The organism is Streptomyces sp. NPDC002669, assembly GCF_042889165.1.
Classification (GTDB): domain Bacteria; phylum Actinomycetota; class Actinomycetes; order Streptomycetales; family Streptomycetaceae; genus Streptomyces.
Genome location: NZ_JBIAQQ010000043.1, coordinates 25166 through 49260, shown reverse-complemented (window position 1 = coordinate 49260; position 24095 = coordinate 25166). Strand labels below are relative to the sequence as shown.

At 74.6% G+C, this 24095-nt stretch carries 2 protein-coding genes; both read left to right on the top strand.

The window, feature by feature from the left end:
* On the top strand, positions 1-4765 hold a 4765-nt coding region (locus ACFYW1_RS36715; RefSeq protein ID WP_389003674.1), incomplete at its 5' end, for an amino acid adenylation domain-containing protein.
* Entirely contained in the window at positions 4762-24048 is a 19287-nt protein-coding gene (locus ACFYW1_RS36710) for a non-ribosomal peptide synthase/polyketide synthase (protein ID WP_389003671.1), read from the top strand. The genes ACFYW1_RS36715 and ACFYW1_RS36710, both read left to right, overlap by 4 nt.
* The last annotated feature ends 47 nt before the right edge of the window (positions 24049-24095 follow it).

Genomic DNA, 24095 nt, shown 5'->3' with positions numbered 1-24095 from the left:
GACGGTGGCCGCGCTGGACCGGGTGCTGGACGAGGCCGCCCGCGCCCGCACCGCCCTGGTGCCCGTGCCCCGGCCGGAGACCGTTCCGCTCTCCTCCGCCCAGCGCCGGCTCTGGTTCCTCAACCGGTTCGAGGAGAACTCGGCCGCGTACAACGTGCCGATGGCGGTCCGGCTCTCCGGCGACTTCGACGTGCAGGCGCTGCGGCTGGCCCTCGGCGACGTCGTGGCCCGCCACGAGGCGCTGCGCACCCTCTTCCCCGACGAGCAGGGCCAGCCGCGGCAGCAGATCCTGCCGCCGCTGGTGCCGGAACTGCCCGTCCGGACCGTCGAGGAGCAGGAGCTGTCCGGCGAACTGGCCTCGGCCGCCAACGCCGGCTTCGACCTGGGCCGCGAACTTCCCCTGCGCGCCCAGGTGTTCCGGCTGGGCGAGCGGGACCACGTCCTGCTGGTCGTGCTGCACCACATCGCGGCCGACGGCTGGTCGCTGGCCCCGCTGGCCCGGGACCTGTCGGCCGCGTACACCGCCCGTGCGGCGGGCGACGCCCCCGAGTGGGAGCCGCTGCCGGTCCAGTACGCGGACTACACCCTGTGGCAGCGCGAGGTGCTCGGCGACGAGACCGAGCCCGACAGCTCGCTGGCCCGCCAGCTCTCCTACTGGCACGAGGCGCTGGCCGAGCTGCCGGACGAGATCACGCTGCCCGTCGACCGGCCGCGCCCGCAGCTGCCGAGCCGTCGCGGCGAGAGCGCCGCCGTGCGCATCCCCGCCGCGCTCCACCGGGACCTGGCCGAACTGGCCAAGGAGTCCAACGTCAGCCTCTTCATGGTCATGCAGGCCGGTGTCGCCGCCCTGCTGACCCGGCTCGGCGCGGGCACCGACATCCCGGTCGGCTCGCTGATCGCGGGCCGCACCGACGAGGCGCTCGACGAACTGGTCGGCTTCTTCGTGAACACCCTGGTGCTGCGCACCGACACCTCCGGCGACCCGGGCTTCACCGAGCTCCTGGACCGGGTCCGGGAGACCGACCTGGCGGCGTACGCCCACCAGGACGTGCCGTTCGAGCGGCTGGTCGAGGTCCTCAACCCGACGCGTTCGCTGGCCCGGCACCCGCTGTTCCAGGTGATGCTGTCGTTCCAGAACGCGGAGTCGACCGAGCTGACGCTGCCCGGACTGGACGTCACCACGCTCCAGATCGGCCTGGACGCCGCCAAGTTCGACCTCTCGTTCAACCTGGAGGAGCGGCAGACCGCCGACGGGGAACCGGACGGCATCGGCGGCATGATCGAGTACGCCGTCGACCTGTTCGACCCGGCGACGGCCGAGATGATCGCGGACCGCCTGGTCCGGCTGCTGGCCGCCGCCGTGGCCGGCCCCGACCGGCCCATCGGCGACCTCGCGGTCGCCGTGCCCGGCGAACTCGAACGGGTGCTGGACGACTGGGGCCGGGGGCGCGGCGGAACCACCGGGGCCCCGACCCCCGCGGAGCTGTTCGCGGAGCAGGCCGCCAGGACCCCCGGCGCCACGGCCGTCGTCGCGGCGGACGACACCCTCACCTTCGCCGAGCTCGACGCCCGCGCCAACCGGCTGGCCCATGTGCTGACCGCGCGTGGAATCGGCGCCGAGTCCCTGGTGGGGCTGGCCATGCCCCGGTCCGCGGCGCTGGTGACGGCGATCCTCGCGGTGCTCAAGGCGGGCGGCGGCTACGTGCCGCTCGACCCCTCGTACCCGGCCGGCCGGCTGACGTACATGCTCGGCCGCACCCGCCCGGCCCTGGTGCTCACCGGCGCCGACGGCCTGCCCGGCGTGGACACGGCCGGCAGCGCGCTCCTCGGACCGGACGAACTGGCCGCGGCGACGGCCACCGCCCCCGACCACGCGCCGCACACGGCGCAGGTCCCGGGCGCGCCCGCCTACGTGATCCACACCTCCGGCTCCACCGGCCGCCCCAAGGGCGTCCTGGTGAGCCACGGCTCCATGGCCGGACTGTTCCGCGCCATGCGCGAGCGGGTGTACGCACCGGCGGCGGACGGGGCCCGGCTGCGCGCCGCGCACTTCGCCTCGTTCTCCTTCGACGCCTCCGTCGACCAGCTGCTGTGGCTGCTCGACGGGCACGAGCTGCACGTCCTGGACGACGAGCTCCGCACCGACCCGGACGCGCTGCTGGGCTACCTGGCCGAACGGCGCGTGGACGCCCTGAGCACCACGCCGTCGTACGCGGCGCAGCTCGTGGCCCGCGGTCTGCTGGACGGCACGCACCGGCTGCGGGCGCTGGCCCTGGGCGCCGAGGCGGTGCCGGAGCCGCTGTGGCGCCGGCTCGCCGAGACCCCCGGCCTGGCCGCGTTCAACCTGTACGGCCCCACCGAGTGCACGGTCGACTCCGTCGTCGTACGGATCGGTCCGGGCCGCCCGGTCATCGGCCGCCCGGTGCCCGGCACCACCGCCCGGGTGCTCGACGAGCGGCTGCGGCCGGTCCTGCCCGGCGTGCCCGGCGAACTCCACCTGTCCGGGCCCGCGCTGGCCCGCGGCTACGTGGCCGACGCCGCGCTGACGGCCGGCCGGTTCGTGGCGGACCCCTACGGCCCGCCCGGCACCCGGATGTACCGCACCGGGGACCTGGTGCGCTGGCGCGACGGCGTGCTGGAGTACCTCGGCCGCACCGACGACCAGGTGAAGATCCGCGGCTTCCGCATCGAACTCGGCGAGATCGAGTCGGCGCTGTCCGGACAGCCGGGCGTCGCCCAGGCGGCCGTCGTCGTGCGCGAGGACCGGCCCGGGGTGCGCCAGCTGGTCGCCTACACGGTGCCCGCGCCCGACGCCCGCCCCGACCCCGACGAGCTGCGGGACCGGCTCGCGGCCGACCTGCCCGACTACATGGTGCCGGTCGCCGTGGTGGTGCTGGACGCCTTCCCGCTCACCCCGAGCGGAAAGGTGGACCGGCGCGCCCTGCCGGCCCCGGACCTCTCCGGCGGCGCCGGACGGATCCCGCACACCCGGCGCGAGGAACTGCTGGCCGGACTCTTCGCCGAGGTGCTCGGCCTGGACGAGGTCGGCGTGGACAGCAGCTTCTTCGACCTGGGCGGCGACAGCATCGTCTCCATCGAACTGGTCAGCCGGGCCCGCGCCCGCGGCCTGGTCTTCAGCCCCCGGGACGTGTTCCGGCACAAGACCGTCGCGGCCCTCGCCGCGGCGGCCGAGGAGCGCGGCGGCGAGGGGACGAAGGACCCGCAGGACGTGGCCGTCGGCGAGGTGGTGACCCTGCCCATCGTCGACGAACTGCGCGAACGCGGCGGCCCGAGCGACGGCGTCAACCAGGCGACCCTGCTCACCGTCCCGGCGGAGCTCGGCGAGCAGCGGCTCGTCACCGCCCTGCGGACCCTGCTCGACCACCACGGCGCGCTGCGCCTGCGGCTCGAACGGGGCGAGAGCTGGCGGCTGGAGGTGGCCGCCCCCGGCGCGGTCGACGCCGCCCGGCTGGTGCGCCGCGTCGACGCGGCCGGCACGGACGGCGACCGGCTGGCCGCACTGATCCGCACGGAGGGCGAGGCGGCCCGCGACCGGCTCGACCCCGAGGCGGGCGTCATGGCGCAGGCGGTCTGGTTCGACGCCGGCCCGCAGGAGTCCGGCCGACTGCTGCTGGTCCTGCACCACCTCGCGGTGGACGGCGTGTCCTGGCGCATCCTGGTCCCCGACCTGGTCGAGGCGTGGCGGGCCGCGGGGGCGGGCGAACCGGCCGCCCTGGCACCGGAGGGCACCTCCTTCCGGCGCTGGACGCAGCACCTGGCCCGGCTCGCCCACGAGCCGCTGCGCCGGGCCGAACTCCCCTTCTGGCAGCAGATGCTGACCGGCCCCGACCCGGAGCTGGGCAGCCGTCCGATGGACCCGGAGCGGGACACCGTGGGCGCGCTGCGCTCGGTGACGGTCGAACTGCCCGCCGGACGGGCCGAGGCCCTGCTGACGACGGTCCCCGCGGCCTTCCACGCCGGGGTGAACGACGTCCTGCTCACCGGGCTGGCCCTGGCCCTGGCCGACTGGCGCCGCCGCACCGGCCGCGGCCGGGACACCGGTGTGCTGCTGGACCTGGAGAGCCACGGCCGGGAGGACATCGTCGAGGGCGTGGACCTGTCCCGCACCGTCGGCTGGTTCACCAGCAGCCACCCGGTGCGGCTGGACCCGGGCCCGGTGGACGTGGCCGAGGCGATGGCCGCCGGCGAGGCCGCCGGACGCGCGCTCAAGCGGATCAAGGAACAGCTGCGGGCGGTGCCCGACCACGGCATCGGCTACGGGCTGCTGCGCCGCCTCAACGCGGAGACGGCCGTCGAGCTGAGCGGCCGGCCGGCCCCGCAGATCGGATTCAACTACCTGGGCAGGTTCGGGGCATCGGCCCCGGCCGGCCAGTGGACGGCGGCACCGGAGACCGGTGCGCTGCCCGGACACGCCGAACCGGGCGCGCGGCTGCCGCACGCCCTGGAGATCAACGCCGCTGCCCACGAGAGCGATGCGGGAACCCTGCTCTCGGCGACCCTGTCCTGGCCGGACGGACTGCTGTCCGAGGCCGAGGTCCGGGATCTCGCCGAGACCTGGCTCCGGGCCCTGGAGGCCATCGCCACGCACGCGGAGAACCCCGACGCCGGCGGGTGGACCCCGTCGGACGTCGCACTGACATCACTGACGCAGAGTCAGATCGATCAAGTCCTCGCCGCGGACGACGAGGACGACGAAGAGGATGAAGAGGACGACATGGACTCATTCTGGGGGGACGCACGGTGAACGCTCGGATCGAGGACATCCTGCCGCTCTCACCTCTCCAGGAGGGGCTGCTCTTCCACGCTCTCTACGACCACCGGGCCCCCGACGTCTACACCGTCCAGATCGTCCTCGACATCGAGGGCGAGGTCGACGCGGCGGCCCTGCGCGCCGCAGCCGAGACGCTCCTGCGCCGCCACGCCAACCTGCGTGCCGCGTTCCGCTACGAGGGCCTCGACCGGCCGGTGCAGGTCATCCGGCGCAAGATCAGGCTGCCCTGGTACGAGTTCGACCTGCGCGAGCGCACGGACGAGGACCGGGAGGGCGAACTCGCCCGCATCCTGGAGCTCGACCGGTCCCGGAAGTTCGACCTCGGCAAGGCCCCGCTGATCCGCTTCCTGCTGATCAGGCTCGGCGACGACCGCTACCGGTTCGTGGTGAGCAACCACCACATCCTGCTCGACGGCTGGTCCACCCCGCTGCTGTTCTCGGAGCTGTTCGCGCTCTACCTCAGCCGCGGCGACGACAGCGCCCTGCCGCGCGTCACCCCGTACCGCGACTACCTCGGCTGGCTCGCGGCCCAGGACCGGGGCGCCGCCGAGGACGCCTGGCGCCACGCGCTGGCCGGGGTCGACGAACCGACCCTGGTCGCGCCCGCGGACGCGGCGGCCGCCCCGGCCCGTCCCGACCGCTTCCTCTTCGAGCTGGACGAGGGGCTGACCGCCCGGCTCAACGCCGTCGCCCGGCAGCACGACGTCACCCTGAACACCGTCGTGCAGACCGTGTGGGGGCTGCTGCTCTCCACGATCACCGGCCGCGACGACGTCATCACCGGCACCACCGTCTCGGTGCGCCCGCCGGACCTCGACGGCGTCCGCAGCATGGTCGGCCTGCTCCTCAACACGCTGCCCCTGCGGCTGCGCATCGACCCGGCCGAGCCGCTGTCCGCACTGCTCTGCCGGGTGCAGGACGAACAGGTCTCGCTCATGCCCCACCAGCACCTGGGACTGGCCGAGATCCAGGCGCTGACCGGCGCCGGAACGCTCTTCGACACCTCCGTCGTCTTCGAGAACTACCCGGTCGACCCGGACGCGGTGAACGCGCCCATCGGCGGGCTGCGCATCCGCGACGTCGAGGGCCGGGACGCCAACCACTACCCGCTCGGCCTGACCGTGGCGCCCGGCGCCCGCATCCTGCTCAAGCTCGACTACCGGCCCGACGTCTTCGACGAGGGGCTCGTGGCCCGCCTGGGCGCCCGGATGCGGCAGCTCTTCGAGCAGGTCGCGGACGACGCCGGCCGCCCGGTCGGCCGACTGGCCCTGCTGACCGACGACGAGCACCGGGCCGTACTGGCCCGCAGCACGGGCCCGCGCCGCGAGGTGCCGGCCGCGACGCTGCCCGACCTCTTCGAGGCCCAGGTCGCGCGCACGCCCGACGCGCCCGCCGTGGCGTTCGAGGACACCGAGCTGACCTTCGCCGAGCTCGACGACCGGGTCAACCGCCTGGCCCGGCTGCTGATCGAACGCGGCGCCGGCCCCGAGCAGCTGGTCGCCGTGGCCGTGGAACGCTCGGTGGACCTGGCCGCCGCCGTCCTCGCCGTCGTCAAGACCGGCGCCGCCTACCTCCCGATCGATGTCGAACAGCCCGCGGAGCGCCTGGAGTTCGTGCTCGGCGACGCCGCGCCGACGCTGCTGCTCGCCACCTCGGCGACCGCCGGCCGGCTGCCCGCCGGGGAGCTGCCCGTCCTGGTCCTCGACGATCCCGCGACCACGGCCGCCCGGGAGGCCGCCGCGCCCGTCGCGCCCACCGACGCCGACCGCCCCTGCCCGCTGCGCACCGACCACGCGGTGTACGTCATCTACACCTCCGGCTCCACCGGCCGCCCCAAGGGCGTCGTCGTCGACCACGCCTCCCTCAGCGCCTACCTGGCCTGGGCGCGGGAGCACTACGACGCGGGCGACGGCCGCTGGCTGGTCCACTCGCCGATCTCCTTCGACCTGACGGTGACCGGCCTCTTCGTCCCCCTGACCACGGGCGGCTGCGCCCACCTGGTCGAGCTGCGCGAGGGCGCCCCCGACGGGCCGCCCACCCGGCGCCCGGCCCTGGTCAAGGGCACGCCCAGCCACATCCCGATCCTCACCGAACTGCCCGAGGAGTTCTCGCCGACCGAGCAGCTCGTCGTCGGTGGCGAGCTGCTGACCGCGGACGCCGTACGGCTGTGGCGCGAGGCCCGGCCCGGCATCACGATCGTCAACGAGTACGGCCCGACCGAGACGACCGTCGGCTGCACCGAGTTCCGGGTCGGCCCCGACGACGACCTCCCGGAGGCCGCCGTCCCCATCGGCCGGCCCTCCTGGAACACCGGCATCCTCGTCCTGGACAGCGCCCTGCGCCCGGTGGGCCCGGACGTCCCCGGCGAGGTGTACATCAGCGGCACCCATGTGACCCGGGGCTACCTGAACCGGCCCGGACTCACCGCGAGCCGCTTCGTCGCCGACCCGTTCGCCGCCGACGGCTCGCGCATGTACCGCACCGGCGACCTGGCCCGCTGGGGCACCGACGGCGAACTGCGCTTCGTCGCCCGCGTCGACGACCAGGTCAAGGTGCGCGGCTACCGCATCGAACTGGGCGAGATCGAGACCGTCCTCACCGCCCATCCCGACGTGGCCCGCACCCTGGCCGTGGTGCGCGAGGACCGGCCCGGGGACCGGCGGATCGTCGCCTACCCGGTCCCCGCCGAGGGGCGCCCCGCCCCCCGCGCCGAGGACCTGCGCGCCCACGCCGCCCGGTCGCTGCCCGACTACATGGTCCCCGCGGCCTTCGTCGTCGTGGACGACTTCCCGCGCACTCCCAACGGCAAGCTGGACCGGGCCGCGCTGCCCGCCCCCGAGCTGGGCGCCGGCACCGGCGGCCGGGCCCCGCGCGGGCCCCGCGAGGAGCTGATGTGCGGGCTGTTCGCCGAGGTGCTCGGCGTCCCGCGGGTCGGCATCGACGAGAGCTTCTTCGACCTCGGCGGCCACTCGCTGCTGGTGACCCGGCTGGTCGGCCGGATCCGCTCGGTCATGGGCGCCGAACTGCCCATGCGCGCCCTGTTCGAGACCCCGACCGTGGCCGGGCTCGCCGCCCGGCTGGACGGCGCCGAGACCGCCCGCCCGCCGCTCGTCCCGCAGACCCGCCCCGAGCGGATACCCCTGTCCCTGGCCCAGCGGCGGCTCTGGTTCATCAACGAGGTCGACGGCCCCGGCGGCGCGTACACCGTGCCGCTCGCCGTACGGCTCACCGGCGAACTGGACACCGAGGCCCTGCACGCCGCGCTCGGCGACGTCGTCGAACGCCACGAGACGCTGCGCACCCTCTTCCCGGCCGAGGACGGCACCCCGTACCAGCAGGTCCTCGACGCGGCCGCGGCCGCTGCCCGGCCCGCGCTGCCGGTCGTGGACGTCACCGAGGACGGGCTCACGGCCGCGATGACCGCCGAGGCGGCCCGCGGCTTCGACCTGGCGGCCGCGGCCCCGCTGCGCGCCACCCTGTTCCGCACCGGACCCGACGCGCACGTCCTGCTGCTGCTGTTCCACCACATCGCCACCGACGGCTGGTCGCTCGCCCCGCTGGGCCGGGACCTGTCGCAGGCGTACCGGGCCCGCCTGGACGGCGAGGCCCCGCAGTGGCAGCCGCTGCCGGTGCAGTACGCCGACTACACCCTGTGGCAGCAGGAACTCCTGGGCGACGAGGGCGACCCGGAGAGCCTGATCTCCGGCCAGCTGGACTTCTGGCGCACCACCCTGGCCGACCTCCCGGACCAGCTGGAACTGCCCACCGACCGGCCGCGGCCCGCCGTGGCCGGACTCGGCGGGGACACCCTGTCGTTCCGGCTCGGCCCGGAGCTGCACCAGCAGCTCACCGAGCTGGCCCGCGAGGCCAACGTCAGCCTGTTCATGGTGCTCCAGTCCGCCGTCGCGGCCCTGCTGACCCGGCTCGGCGCGGGCACCGACATCCCGCTGGGCAGCCCCGTCGTCGGCCGGTCCGACGACGCCACCGCGGAACTGGTCGGCTTCTTCGTCAACACCCTGGTGCTGCGCACCGACACCTCCGGCGACCCCACCTTCCGCAAGCTCCTGGAGCAGGTCCGGGAGACCGACCTGGCGGCGTACGCCCACCAGGACGTGCCGTTCGAGCGGCTGGTCGAGGTGCTCAACCCGGCCCGTTCGCTCTCCCGCCACCCGCTGTTCCAGGTGATGGTCACCCTCCAGAACAACGAGACGGCCGAACTCCGGCTGCCCGCCCTCACCGCACGCCCGGTGGAGGTCGGCACCGGCGTCGCCAAGTTCGACCTGTTCTTCGCGTTCGCGGAGGAGCGGGCGGCGGACGGCCGGGTGGGCGGCCTGGAGGGCACCGTCGAGTTCAGCACGGACCTGTACGACCGGTCGACGGTCGACACCCTGCTGGCCCGGCTGATCCGCCTGCTGGAAGGGGCGGCCGGCGACCCGGACCGGTCCATCGGCAGGATCGAGATCCTCACCCCCGAGGAGCGCCACCAGGTGCTGGAGGGGTGGAACGACACGGCGCGCCCGCTCGCGCCGGTCACCCTGCCCGCGCTCTTCGAGGCGCAGGCGGCCCGCACCCCGGACGCCACCGCGGTGCTCGCCGAGGACGGCGAGCTGGACTACCGCGAGCTCAACACCCGCGCCAACCGGCTGGCCCGGCTGCTGGCCGGACGGCAGGTCGGACCGGAGAGCCTGGTCGCCCTCGCCGTACCGCGCTCGACGGACCAGATCGTCGCGCTCCTCGCGGTCCTCAAGGCCGGTGCCGCCTACCTGCCGCTCGACCCGGACTACCCCGCCGAACGACTGGCCCACATGGTCACCGACGCGGCGCCCGCGCTGCTGCTGACCACGTCCGCGACGGCCGGCCGGCTGCCGGACGAGTGCGCGTCGGCCACCACCCGGGTGCTGCTCGACGAGCTGTACGGGCTCGACGCGTACGACGGGAACGACCTGACCGACGACGAGCGGACCCGCCCGCTGCGGCCGGAGCACCCCGCGTACGTCATCTACACCTCCGGCTCCACCGGCCGTCCCAAGGGCGTCGTCATGCCCGGCTCGGCCATGGTCAACCTGATGGCCTGGCACGCCGGGGCGGTACCGGGCGGCGAGGGCACCAGGACGGCGCAGTTCACCGCCCTCAGCTTCGACGTGTCGGCGCAGGAGATCCTCTCCACGCTGCTGCACGGCAAGTGCCTGGTCGTCCCGGACGACGCCGTGCGCCGCGACCCGGCCGGTTTCGCCGACTGGCTCGGCCGGCACCGGGTGCAGGAGCTGTACGCGCCCAACCTGGTCATCGACGCGCTCTTCGACGCCCTCGGACCGGACGGCGAACTGCCCGCGCTCACCCATGTGTCGCAGGCCGGCGAGGCCCTGGTGCTCGGCGACCGGCTCCGGGCCGCGCACCGGCGCGGCAACTGGCGGCTGCACAACCACTACGGGCCCACCGAGACCCACGTGGTGACCGGCTGCACCCTGCCCGCCGACACCGACGAGTGGCCCGCCACCGCGTCCATCGGACGGCCGGTCCACAACACGCGTGCGTATGTGCTGGACGCGCGGTTGCGGCCGGTGGCTCCGGGTGTGGCGGGAGAGCTCTATCTCGCGGGTGCGGGTGTGGCGCGTGGTTATCTGAACCGTCCGGGTCTGTCGGCGGAGCGGTTCGTGGCCGATCCGTTCGGTGCGGCCGGTGCGCGGATGTACCGTACGGGCGACCTGGCGCGTTGGGCGGGTGACGGGAACCTGGAGTACCTGGGGCGTACCGACCACCAGGTGAAGATCCGTGGTTTCCGCATCGAGCCGGGGGAGATCGAGGCCGTACTGGCCGCGCACCCCGACGTCTCCCGCGCCGTCGTCCTGGCCCGCCAGGACGGCCCCGGCCGCACCCGGCTGGTGGCCTACACGGTCCCCGCCGACGGCGCCGGGACGGACACCGCCGCCCTGCGCCGGGCCGCGGCCGACGCGCTGCCCGACCACATGGTCCCGGCCGCGTTCGTGACCCTGGACGAACTGCCGCTGACCCCCAACGGCAAGCTCGACCGGCGCGCGCTGCCCGACCCCGAGGTGGGCGGCGGCCGGGCCCCGGCCACCCCCGAGGAGGAGCGGCTGTGCGCCCTGTACGCCGAGATCCTGGGCGTGGACACGGTGGGTGCCGAGGACGGCTTCTTCGAGCTGGGCGGCCACTCGCTGCTCGCCACCAAGCTGGTCAGCCGCATCCGCACGGAGTTCCGCGTCGAACTCCCGGTGCGCGCCCTGTTCGAGGCTCCCGTCGTGGAGCAGCTGGCCGCCCGCATCGGCGGGGCGGACACCGCCCGCCGGGCCCTGCGGCCCATGGAACGCCCCGCGCTGCTGCCGCTCTCCCCGGCCCAGCGACGGCTCTGGTTCATCAACCGGATGGACCCGCAGGACGCCCGGTACAACCTCGCGCTGGCCGTGCGGCTGACCGGCACCCTGGACACCACCGCCCTGCGGGCGGCGCTCGCCGACGTCGTGGCACGCCACGAGAGCCTGCGGACCGTCTTCCCCGAGATCGACGGCGAACCCCGCCAGCAGGTGCTGGAGCAGTGGCGCCCGGAGCTGGACACCGTCCGCCCCGACGCCGCCGACCTGCCCGCGGCCCTGGCCGCCGAGGCCGGACGCGGCTTCGACCTGGCATCCGAACCGCCGCTGCGCGCCACCCTGTTCGAGCTCGGCGAGGACACCCGCGTCCTGCTGCTCGGACTGCACCACATCGCCGGTGACGGCTGGTCGCTCGCCCCGCTGGGCCGGGACCTGTCGCAGGCGTACGCGGCCCGCCTGGACGGCGACGCCCCCGCGTGGGAGCCGCTGCCGGTCCAGTACGCCGACTACACCCTGTGGCAGCGCGAGGTGCTCGGCGACGAGGACCACGCGGACAGCGAGATGGCCCGCCAGCTCGCCCACTGGAAGACCGAACTGGCCGGGCTTCCCGACCAGTTGGAACTTCCGACCGACCGCCGCCGGCCCGCCGTCGCGACCTTCCGGGGCGGGCGCGCCCCGCTGCGGATCGACGCGGAGCTGCACCGGCGCCTGGCCCGGCTGGCCCAGCAGCGCTCCACCAGCCTGTTCATGGTGGTGCAGGCGGGCCTCGCGGCCCTGCTGACCCGGCTCGGCGCGGGCACCGACATCCCGGTCGGCACCGCCGTCGCGGGCCGCACCGACGAGGCGCTCGACGACCTGGTCGGCTGCTTCATCAACACCCTGGTGCTGCGCACCGACACCTCCGGCAACCCGGCCTTCGGTGAACTCCTGGACCGGGTCCGGGAGACCGACCTGGCGGCGTACGCCCACCAGGACGTGCCGTTCGAGCGGCTGGTCGAGGTGCTCAACCCGGCCCGTTCGCTCTCCCGCCACCCGTTGTTCCAGGTGATGATCACCCTCCAGAACAACGAGACCGCCCGCCTCGGGCTGCCCGGACTCGACGTCCGGCCCGAGGACATCGGCGGCGGCGCGGTCCGCTTCGACCTGCTGCTGGACCTCTCCGAGCGGTTCACCGCCGACGGGACGCCGGACGGGCTGACCGGTGCGCTCGACTACAGCGCCGACCTGTTCGACCAGGCCACGGCGGAACGCGTCGTCGAGCAGTTCGTCCGCGTCCTGGAGGCCGGCGCGGCCGACCCCGCGGCCCGCATCGGCGACATCGACGTGCTCGGGGCGCGGGAGCGCCACCGCGTGCTGGAGGAGTGGAACGACACCGCCGCCGAACTGTCCGGGGCGACCCTGCCCGAACTCTTCGAGGCGCGGGCGGCCCGCACCCCGGACGCCGTCGCCCTGCTCACCGAGGACGGGCCGGACGCCTGCGCGGAGCTGACCTACGCGCAGCTCAACACCCGCGCCAACCGCCTGGCGCACCGGCTGCTCGCGGCCGGTGCCGGACCGGAGCGGTTCGTCGCCCTGGCCCTGCCGCGCTCGCAGCAGCTGATCGTCGCGATGCTGGCCGTGCTCAAGACCGGCGCCGGCTACCTGCCGGTCGACCCGGACTACCCGGCCGACCGGATCGCGCACATGCTCGACGACGCCCGCCCGGTGCTCGTCGTCACCGACACCGAGGAGAGCGCCACCGGCGGTGTGCCGCGCCTGGTCCTCGACCCGGCCGACGACTCGTACGGCGCCGGGGAGACGCTGCCCGACACCGACCCGACCGACCGGGACCGCCCGGTGCCGCTGACGCCCGCCCACCCGGCGTACGTCATCTACACCTCGGGCTCCACCGGCCGCCCCAAGGGCGTCGTGATCCCGCACTCCGCCCTGGTCAACTTCCTCACCGCGATGACGGACCGCTTCCCGGTCGGGGCGGCGGACCGGCTCCTCGCCGTGACCACGGTCGCCTTCGACATCCACACCCTGGAGATCCACGCCCCGCTGCTCGGCGGCGCGGGCGTGGTCCTGGCGGACCGCGGGACGGTGCGCGACCCGGACGCCCTGTCCGCGCTCGCCGTCCGCACCGGCACCACCCTGATGCAGGCCACCCCGTCGCTGTGGCAGGAACTGGTCACCGCCCACCCCGAGCGGATGCGCGGACTGCGCATGCTCGTCGGCGGCGAGGCGCTGCCGCCCGGCCTCGCGGCCGGGATGCGGGAGCTCGCCGTGGAGGTGACCAACCTCTACGGGCCCACCGAGACGACCGTGTGGTCCACCGCCCTCGCGCTCACCGACCGGCCCGGCGCCCCCGCCATCGGCACCCCCGTGCGCAACACGCGTGCGTATGTGCTGGACGCGCGGTTGCGGCCGGTGGCTCCGGGTGTGGCGGGAGAGCTCTATCTCGCGGGTGCGGGTGTGGCGCGTGGTTATCTGAACCGTCCGGGTCTGTCGGCGGAGCGGTTCGTGGCCGATCCGTTCGGTGCGGCCGGTGCGCGGATGTACCGTACGGGCGACCTGGCGCGTTGGGCGGGTGACGGGAACCTGGAGTACCTGGGGCGTACCGACCACCAGGTGAAGATCCGTGGTTTCCGCATCGAGCTGGGGGAGATCGAGGCCGTACTGGCCGCGCACCCCGACGTCTCCCGCGCCGTCGTCACCGTCCACGCCCAGGGCTCGTCGCAGGCCCGCCTCGTGGCGTACCTGGTGCCCGCGGGCGACCGGACGCCCCAGCCGGCCGCCGTCCGTGAACACGCGGCCGACGCGCTGCCCGACCACATGGTCCCGGCCGCCCTCATGGTCCTGGACGAACTGCCGCTGACCCCCAACGGGAAGGTGGACCGGGCGGCCCTGCCGGACCCGGAGTTCCAGGCCGCCGAGGAGGGGCGCGCACCGCGCACGCCCGCCGAGGAGATCCTGTGCGGACTGTTCGCCGAGATCCTCGGGGCACCCCGGGTGGGCATCGACGACAGCTTCTTCGACCTGGGCGGGCACTCGCTCCTCGCCACCCGGCTGGTCAGCCGCATCCGGTCGGCCTTCGGCGTCGAACTGCCCGTCCGGGCCCTGTTCGAGGCGCCCACGGTGGCCGGGCTGACCGTCCACCTGGACGAGGCCGCCGCCGCCCGCCGCGCCCCGGCCGTCGTGCCCGACCGGCCCGAGCGCATCCCGCTCTCCTTCGCCCAGCGGCGGCTCTGGTTCATCAACCGCTTCGACGAGCAGAGCAGCACGTACAACATGCCCTTCGCGGTGCGGCTGCGCGGCGCCCTGGACGCGTCCGCGCTGCGCACGGCCCTGGCCGACGTGGTCGAACGGCACCAGAGCCTGCGCACCACCTTCCCCGAGGTGGACGGGGTGCCCTGCCAGCACGTCCTGCCCGTCGACGAGGCCGCGCCGGCGATGCCCGTCGTCGTGACCACCGAGGAGAGCCTGCCCCAGGAGCTGGCCGCCGCGGCGGCCGAGGGCTTCGACCTGGCGGCCGAACCGCCGCTGCGCGCCACGCTGTTCGCGCTCGCGCCCGAGGAGCACGTGGTGCTGCTGCTGGTGCACCACATCGCCGGTGACCGCTGGTCGCTGGCCCCGCTCGCCGGCGACCTGGCCGCGGCGTACGCGGCCCGGAGCGCGGGCGAGGCCCCCGGCTGGGCGGACCTGCCGCTCCAGTACGTGGACTACACGCTGTGGCAGCACCGGGTGCTCGGCTCCGACGAGGACCCGGACAGCGTGATCTCCCGTCAGCTGGACTTCTGGACCCGGGCGGTGGAAGGACTGCCCGAGGAACTGGACCTGCCCACGGACCGGCCCCGCCCGGCCCGTACCGAGTTCCGCGGCGACGAGATCACCTTCGAGCTGGGCCCCGAGCTGCACACCCGGCTCGCGGAACTGGCCCGCACCCACCAGGCCAGCCTCTACATGGTGCTCCAGGCCGGACTCGCGGCCCTGCTCACCCGGCTCGGCGCCGGCACCGACCTGCCGATCGGCTGCGCGGTCGCCGGACGCGACGACGAGGCCCTCGACGACCTGGTCGGCTTCTTCGTCAACACCCTGGTGCTGCGCACCGACACCTCGGGCGACCCCGGCTTCGCGGAGCTGATCGACCGGGTCCGGCGCACCGACCTGGCCGCCTTCGCCCACCAGGACCTGCCCTTCGAGCTGCTCGTCGAGAAGCTGAACCCGGAGCGGGTGGCGGGCCGGCACCCGCTGTTCCAGATCGCGCTCGGGCTGCAGAACGCCACGCCCGAACCGCGCGACCTGACCGGCCTGGACACCCGGGCCGAACCGCTGGGCGTCAAGGTGTCCCGGTTCGACCTGCTGTTCAACCTGGTCGAGAAGCACGACGCCGAGGGCCGGGCGGCCGGCCTGTTCGGGGTCGCCGAGTACAGCACCGACCTGTTCGACGCCGGCACCGTACGCGGCCTGGCCGAGCGGCTGGAGCGGCTGCTGACGGCGGCCGCCGCCGACCCGGAGCTGCCGATCGGCGCCCTCGACCTGCTGGCCCCCGAGGAGCGGCACCGGGTCCTGGTCGAGTGGAACGACACCGGCCGGGAGGTCCCGGCGCTGCCGGTGCCCGCCCTCTTCGAGGCCCAGGTGTCCCGTGCCCCCGGCCGCACCGCGCTGGTGCACGAGGGCCGCACCCTGACGTACGCCGAGCTCAACGCGCGGGCCAACCGACTGGCCCGGGTCCTGGTGGACCGGGGCGTCGGACCGGAGCGGATCGTGGCGCTGGCGCTGCCCCGCGGCATCGACCAGGTGGTCGCCGTCCTCGCCGTGCTGAAGGCGGGCGGCGCCTACCTGCCGGTCGACCCGGACTACCCGGCCGACCGGATCGCGTACATGCTGGCCGACGCCCGGCCCACGCTGCTGATCGGTCACGAGGCGACCGCCGCCGCGCTGCCCGGCCACGACACGCCCGTGCTGCTGCTCGACGCGCCGGGGACCGGCGAGGAGACGGCCGCGCGCGCCGACGGCGACCTCACCGACGCCGAGCGCCTGGGCGGGCTGCTGCGCGCCCACCCGGCGTACGTGATCTACACCTCGGGCTCCACCGGCCGCCCCAAGGGCGTCGTGGTGTCCCACGAGGGACCGGCCAGCCTGGCCTTCGGGCAGATCGACCGGTTCGCGGTCGGCGAGGACGCCCGGGTGCTGCAGTTCGCCTCGCCCAGCTTCGACGCCGCGTTCTCCGAGCTGTGCATGGCCCTGCTGTCGGGCGCCGCGCTGGTGCTCGCGGAGCGCGACCGGATGCTGCCCGGCGCCCCGCTGGCCGAGCTGATGGACACGGAGCGGATCACGCACGTGACCCTGCCGCCCGTCGCGCTGACGGTGCTGCCGCCCGAGGCCATGACCACGGTCACCACCCTGGTCGTCGCGGGCGACGCGGTCTCCCGCGAATCGGTCGCCCGGTGGGCGCCCGACCGCAGGATGATCAACGCCTACGGGCCCACCGAGACGACGGTGTGCGCCACCATGAGCCGGCCGCTCGCGGCCGGGGACGGCGCACCGCCCATCGGCCGCCCCATCGACAACGCCAGGGTGTACGTCCTGGACGGCCGGCTCGCCCCGGTCGCCCCCGGCGCGGTCGGGGAGCTCTACGTGGCGGGCGCGGGCCTGGCCCGCGGCTACCTGGGCCGCCCCGCGCTGACCGGCGGACGCTTCGTCGCCGACCCGTTCTCCGCGTCCGGCGGCCGGATGTACCGCACCGGCGACCTGGTGCGCTGGGGCGAGGACGGCGAACTGCGGTTCGTCGGCCGCGCCGACCACCAGGTCAAGGTCCGCGGCTTCCGCATCGAGCCGGGCGAGGTGGAGTCCCTGCTGGTCGGCCACCCGGACGTGGCCCAGGCCGCGGTGATCGTCCGCGAGGACCGGCCCGGCGACCGCCAGCTCGTCGGCTACGTCGTCCCCGCCGAGCGCTCCGGGAGCGCCGACGGCGCCCGTGACGCGGCCGACGCCGTGGAACAGGTCGACGAGTGGCGCGAGGTCTACGACACGCACTACCGCCAGGAGGCCGAGGTCGGGGAGTTCGGCGAGAACTTCTCCGGCTGGTTCAGCAGCTACGACGGCGCGCCCATCGAGCTGGAGCAGATGTGGCAGTGGCGGGCCGCCACCGTCGAGCGGATCCTCGCGCTGAAGCCGTCCCGGGTGCTCGAACTCGGCGTCGGCAACGGCCTGATCCTGTCCAAGGTCGCCCCGCACGTCGAGACGTACTGGGGCACCGACTTCTCCTCGCAGGCCATCGAGGCGCTGCGCGCCCAGGTGGACCGGGAGGAGGCCCTCGCCGGACGGGTGGAGCTGAGCACCGGAGCCGCCCACGAGACGGACGGGCTGCCCCGGGACTTCTTCGACCTGGTGGTCGTCAACTCGGTCGCCCAGTACTTCCCCAACGCCGACTACCTGGAGGACGTCGTCCGCAAGGCCGTCGACCTGGTGGCGCCGGGCGGCAGCGTCTTCGTCGGCGACGTGCGCAACCTGCGCACCCTGCGGGGCTTCGCGGCCGGTGTGATGCTGAACCGCTGGACGCCCGGGGAAGGAGTGGCCGCGCTGCGCCGCGGCGTCGAGCAGAGCGTCGTGATGGAGAAGGAGCTGCTGGTCGACCCGGCCTTCTTCAGCGCCCTGGCCGACACCGTCCCCGGCCTGTCCGCGGACATCGCGGTCAAGCGCTCCACCTGGAGCAACGAGCTGACCCGGCACCGCTACGACGCGATCCTGCGCACCGGCGGGTCCTCCGAGGACCCCGCCCCCGAACCCCGGGAAGCGGCGTGGGACACCCTCGCGGACGGTCTGGACACCCTGGCCGCCCTGCTGGAGTCCCCGGACGCGCTGCGGGTGACCGGAGTGCCCAACGCCCGGCTCGCCGGCGAGTTCGGCGCGCTGCGGGCCATGGAGGCCGAGGCGGAGCCGTCCGCCGTCATCGAGGCGTGGACCCGGCCGGAACGGGCCGGGGTGGAGCCCGAGGAACTGTGGCTGCTGGCCGACCGGCTGGCCCGGCCGGTGGCCGTGACCTGGTCGGACAACGCCGGTGAGGGCGCCGTCGACGTGGTGTTCGGCGCCCCGGGCGAAGCGACGCCCGTGGTGTGCCCGAAGGTCCGCCCCGGCGCCCCGATCGGCTCGTACACCAACGACCCGGTGGGCAACCGCGAGGTCGGCAGCCTGGTTGCCGCGCTGCGCACGCACCTCGCCGGACGGCTGCCCGACTACATGGTCCCCGCGGCGATCGTGCCGCTGGAGGCCCTGCCGGTCACGCCCAACGGAAAGCTGGACCGCAAGGCGCTGCCCGCACCGGACTTCGACGCCGCCTCCGGCGGACGCGCCCCGGGCACCGAGCGCGAGGAGCGGCTGTGCGCCCTGTTCGCCGAGGTCCTCGGACTGTCCTCGGTGGGCGCCGAGAGCAGCTTCTTCGAGCTGGGCGGCGACTCCATCCTCTCCATCCAGCTGGTCAGCCGGGCCCGCCGGGCGGGCCTGGTCATCACGCCGCGGGAGGTCTTCGAGCACAAGACCGTCGAGGCGCTGGCCCTGGTGGCGGGGAGCGTGGACACCGCGCGGCAGACGGAGCCCGACGTCCCGGTGGGCGAGCTCCCGTTCACCCCGATCATGCACTGGCTGGCCGGACTGGGCGGCCGGAGCGACGCGTTCAGCCAGTCCATGCTGGCGCCCGTGCCCGCGGGCAGCGACCCCGCCGCGGTGAGCGCGGCCCTGGACGCGCTGCTGGACCACCACGACGTCCTGCGGGCCGTACTGGACCCGGCCCCGGCCCGCTCGATGGAGATCCGCCCGGCCGGCGCGGTCACCTCCGCCGACGTGCTGCGCCGGGTGGACGTGACGGGCCTGGACGACGCCGCGGTGCGCGCCGCCGTCGACGAGCACGCGGCACGCGCCGTGCGGCTGCTCGACCCGGAGGGCGGCGTCATGCTCCGGGCGACCTGGTTCGACGCGGGCGCCGGAGCCCCCGGCTGCCTGCTGTTCACCGCGCACCACCTGGTCGTCGACGGGGTGTCCTGGCGCATCCTGCTGCCCGACCTGGACCAGGCGCTCGCGGCCGCGGGCGCCGGGCGCGAGATCGTCCTGCAACCGGTGGGCACCTCCCTGCGGTCCTGGTCGAAGTGGCTCGCCGAGGAGGCCGTGCGCCCCTCCCGGACCGCCGAACTGGCCCACTGGAAGCAGACGCTGACCGGGCCGGACGGACGCCCGGACCCGCTGTTCGGCTCCCGCCCGCTGGACCCGCGCCGCGACGTGGCGGACACCCTGCGCCGCTTCACGCTGCGGCTGCCCGCCACCGGCCTGCTGGACGCCGTTCCCACGGCCTTCCACGCCGGGGTGTCCGACGTGCTGCTGACCGGCCTGGCGCTGGCGGCGACCCGCCGCCGTGAGGCGGACGGCCACCGCGACACGGTGCTGGTGGACGTCGAGGGACACGGCCGCTACGAGCCCGAGGGCATCGACCTGTCCCGTACCGTCGGCTGGTTCACCACCCTGTACCCGGCCCGGCTCGACCCGGGCACGCCCGACTGGGACGAGGTGCGCAGCGGCGGACCGGCCGTCGGCCGGGCGCTCAAGCGGGTCAAGGAACAGCTGCGCGCGGTGCCCGGCGACGGGCTCGGCCACGGGCTGCTGCGCCACCTCAACCCGGAGACCGCCGAGGAGCTGTCCCGGTTCGACGCCCCGCAACTGGCGTTCAACTACCTGGGCCGCGTGCCCGGTTCGGGTTCCGCCGACGCGGCGGACGAGGGCGTGGTCACCACGGGCAGCGGCGGCTTCGACCCCCGCATGCCGCTGGGGCACGCGCTGGAGGTCAACTGCCTGGTCGAGGACGGCCCGGACGGTCCGTGGCTGTCGGCCACCTGGTCCTGGCCCGGCGAGCTGATGACCGATCAGGAGGTGCGGGCGCTGGCCGACGACTGGTTCGCCGCGCTGGAGGGCCTGGTGGCCCACGCCGGACAGCCGGGCGCGGGCGGACGCACCCCCTCCGACCTGCCGCTGGTCCCGATGGCCCAGGACGAGATCGAACGGCTGGAGCGCGCCTGGCCGCTGCTGGACGAGGTGCTTCCCCTGGCCCCGCTCCAGGAGGGCCTGCTCTTCCACGCGCTCTACGAGACGGACGCGGACAGCTACACCGTGCAGCTCTCCCTGGACATGACCGGGGAACTGGACGGCGACGCGCTGGCCGCCGCCGCCGGACAGGTGCTGCGCCGCCACGGCAACCTGCGGGCCGGGTTCTGGCACGAGAGCGGCGGGAAGCCGGTGCAGTTCATCCCCGCCGAGGTCGAACTGCCCTGGTTCTCGTACGACCTGACCGGGCACGCCGAGGAGCTGCGCGGGGCCGAACTGGAACGGATCCTGGCCGCGGAACTGGCGGCGGGCTTCGACCCGGCGCGCCCGCCGCTGATCCGCTTCGCCCTGGTCCGGCTCGCCGCCGACCGCTACCGCTTCGTCGTGACGAACCACCACATCCTGCTGGACGGCTGGTCGATGCCGGTGGTGCTGGCGGAACTGGCCGCCTGCTACTCGGGCGCGGGCTCCGCCCTGCCCCGCGTCACCCCCTACCGGGACTACCTCGGCTGGCTGGCGGAGCAGGACCGTTCGGCGGCCGAACTGGCCTGGGGCCGGGCGCTGGAGGGCCTGGAGGAACCGACGCTGCTCGCGCCGGCCGGCAGCGAGCCGGCCGTCGCCGAACGCATCGAGCTGGACCTGCCCGCGGACTTCACCGCGGAACTGACCGCCGCCGGACGGCGGCTCGGGGTCACGCTCAACACCCTGGTGCAGACGGCCTGGGGCGTGCTCCTGGGCCGGCTGACCGGCCGTGACGACGTGACCTTCGGTGCCACCGTGTCGGGCCGGCCCCCGGAGATCTCCGGGATCGAGACCATGGTCGGGCTCTTCATCAACACCCTGCCGGTGCGGATCAGGCTCCGGCCCGAGGAGACGCTCGCCGAACTCCTGGACCGGGTCCAGTCCGAGCAGCTCGCGCTGCTGCCGCACCAGTACCTCGGCCTCGCCGACATCCAGCGGATCGCCGGCGTCGGCGAACTCTTCGACACCGCGACCGTCTTCGAGAACTACCCCACCGCACCGGGCGGCCTGGCGGCCCCCGACGGTTCGGCACCCGCCGTACGGGTCTCGGCGACCGATCTGCGCGACGCCACGCACTACCCGCTGAGCCTGGCGGCGGCCCTCGTGGGGGACCACCTCCACGTGCGGCTCGACCACCGGCCCGACGTGCTCGGCCGGGAGGAGGCCGGGCAGCTCGTCGACCGGCTGCGCCAGGTGCTGCGGACCATGGCCGAGGACCCCGCCACCCGGGTCGGCCGGCTGGACCCGCTGTCCGCGGGCGAGCGGCAGCGGCTGCTCGCGGCGGGCGACGACCGCGGCCTGGCGGCCGCCGGCGCCACCCTGCCGGAACTGTTCGAGGCGCAGGTCGCGCGCACCCCGGACGCCCTCGCGGTGATCGCGGACGGCACCCGGCTCGACTACGCGGAGCTGAACGCCCGCGCGAACCGGGTGGCCAGGCTGCTGGTCTCCCGGGGTGCCGGCCCCGACCGGCTCGTGGCCGTCACCGGCCCCGCGTCGGTGGACTGGCTGGTCGCCCTGCTCGGGGTGGCCAAGGCGGGTGCGGGATACGTCCCGCTCGACCCCGCCCTGCCGGCCGACCGGATCGCCTTCCTGCTGGAGGACGCCCGGCCGATGCTGGTGCTGGACACCGGGTCGGGGGCCGTGCTGTCGGGACCGGTGGTCGGACGCGGTGAACTCGCCGCGGTCGGCGCCCGGTTCGAGGACCGGAACCTCGACCGGGACGAGCGCATCGCCCCGCTGCACCCGGGCCACCCGGCGTACGCCGTCTACACCTCCGGTTCCACCGGGCAGCCCAAGGGCGTCGTGGTCACCCACGAGAGCCTGACCAACCTGGCCGCCGACCACATCGGACGGTTCGGGATCTCGGCGGGCAGCCGGGTCCTCCAGGCCGTGTCGACCAGCTTCGACCCGTCGCTCGCCGACGTGACGATGGCCCTGCTCTCCGGCGCCGCCCTGGTGCTGCCGCCGGCCCCCGGGCTGAACGGCGAGCAACTGGCCGACGTGCTGGAGCGGGAGGCCGTCACGCACGTGATGCTGGCCGCTCCCGTCGCCGCGACCCTGCCGGAGCGGCCGCTGCCCGCGCTGCGGGCCCTGGTGCTGGGCGGCGAGTCCCTGAGCCGGGCGCTGGTGGCCCGGTTCGCCGCCGGACGCCAGGTGTTCAACGCCTACGGGCCCACCGAGACGACCGTGGCCGCGACCGTCAGCACCCCGCTCGGACCGGTGGGCGGCGTGCCGCCGATCGGCCGTCAGGTCAGGGGAGCGGCGGCGTACGTCCTGGACGGGGCGCTGCGGCCGGTACCGGAGGGCACCGTCGGCGAGCTGTACGTGGCGGGCGCGGGCGTCGCCCGCGGCTACCTGAACCGGCCGGCGCTCACCGGACAGCGGTTCGTCGCCGACCCGTTCGCGGGCGACGGCGCACGGATGTACCGCACCGGCGACCTGGTGCGCCGCCACACCGGCGGCGACCTGGAATTCGTCGGCCGCGCCGACCAGCAGATCAAGCTGCGCGGCTTCCGCATCGAGCTGGGCGAGATCGAGTCCGTGCTCGCCGGCTGCCCCGGCGTGGACCGGGCGGCCGTGGCGCTCAGGGAGGACCGGCCGGGCGTCCGCCGCCTGGTGGCCTACCTGGTGCCGGAGGAGGGCGACGGGCCCGCCGACCCGCGCGCCCACGCCGCCGCCGCGCTGCCGCAGTACATGGTGCCGTCCGTGTTCGTGACGCTGGAGCGGCTGCCGCTCACGGCGAACGGCAAGGTGGACCGGGCGGCCCTGCCCGAGCCCCGCACGGAGCAGTCGGCGGGCCGCGGCCCGCGCTCCCCCCGCGAGGAGGAGATGTGCCGGCTGTTCGCCGAGGTCCTCGGCGTCGACCGGGTCTTCGTGGACGACGACTTCTTCGAGCTCGGCGGCGACTCCCTCGCCGCGACCCGGCTCACCGGCCGGGTGCGGGCGGTGTTCGGCGTCAGGACGAGCATCAGCACCCTGTTCCGGTCACCGACTGTCGCCGAATTCACCGAACGCATCGGCACGGAGAACGAACAGGACCCGTTCGACGTCCTGTTGCCGCTGCGTACCGGCCAGGACGGCCCCGCACTGTTCTGCGTGCACCCCGCGGCCGGAATCAGCTGGACCTATTCCGGATTGCTCCGTCATATCGACCCGCAGTATTCCGTCTATGGAATTCAGGCCCGCGGCCTTTCCGGTCCCGCGGAACTCCCGGAAACCATTTCGGAAATGGCGGCCGACTATCTGGAGCAGATTCGCACGGTGCAGGCGAGCGGCCCGTACCGGCTGCTCGGCTGGTCGATCGGCGGGGTGATCGCGCACGAGATGGCCGTCCAGCTGGAGGAGGCCGGCGAGCAGGTCGAACTGCTGGCCGCGCTGGACTCCTACCCCGAGGCCGTCACCGACGACCGGGTGGCCGCCGAGGAGGCGGACGTGCTGGCGGCCCTGCTCCAGTTCACCGGGATCGACCCGGCGTCGGTCACCGGGGAACTCACCGCGGAGCTGGTCGCCGGACTCGTGGCCGGGACCGGGAGCGCCCTGTCCGGCCTGGACGAGGAGCGCATCGCGGCCCTGGTGGCCGCATGCAGGAACATGCAGCTGGCCACCCATCGGCCTCGTCTTTTCCGTGGCGACCTCCTAATGTTCGTCGCAACGCGAAACAAGAATTCCGGGTCGCCGAATCCGCAGGCATGGTCGCCCTATACGGGCGGTCGCATCCACACCGTGAACATCGACTGTGACCACGACGACATGACGAATCCCGAACCGATCGGACAAATCGGCCGGGTGCTCGCAGAGAAACTTGGTGCCATGAAGGTCACGGGCCCCGCGTCCTGAATTCAGAAGACCGAATCCTGACATCCCTGATTTGAGGAGGCACCCGA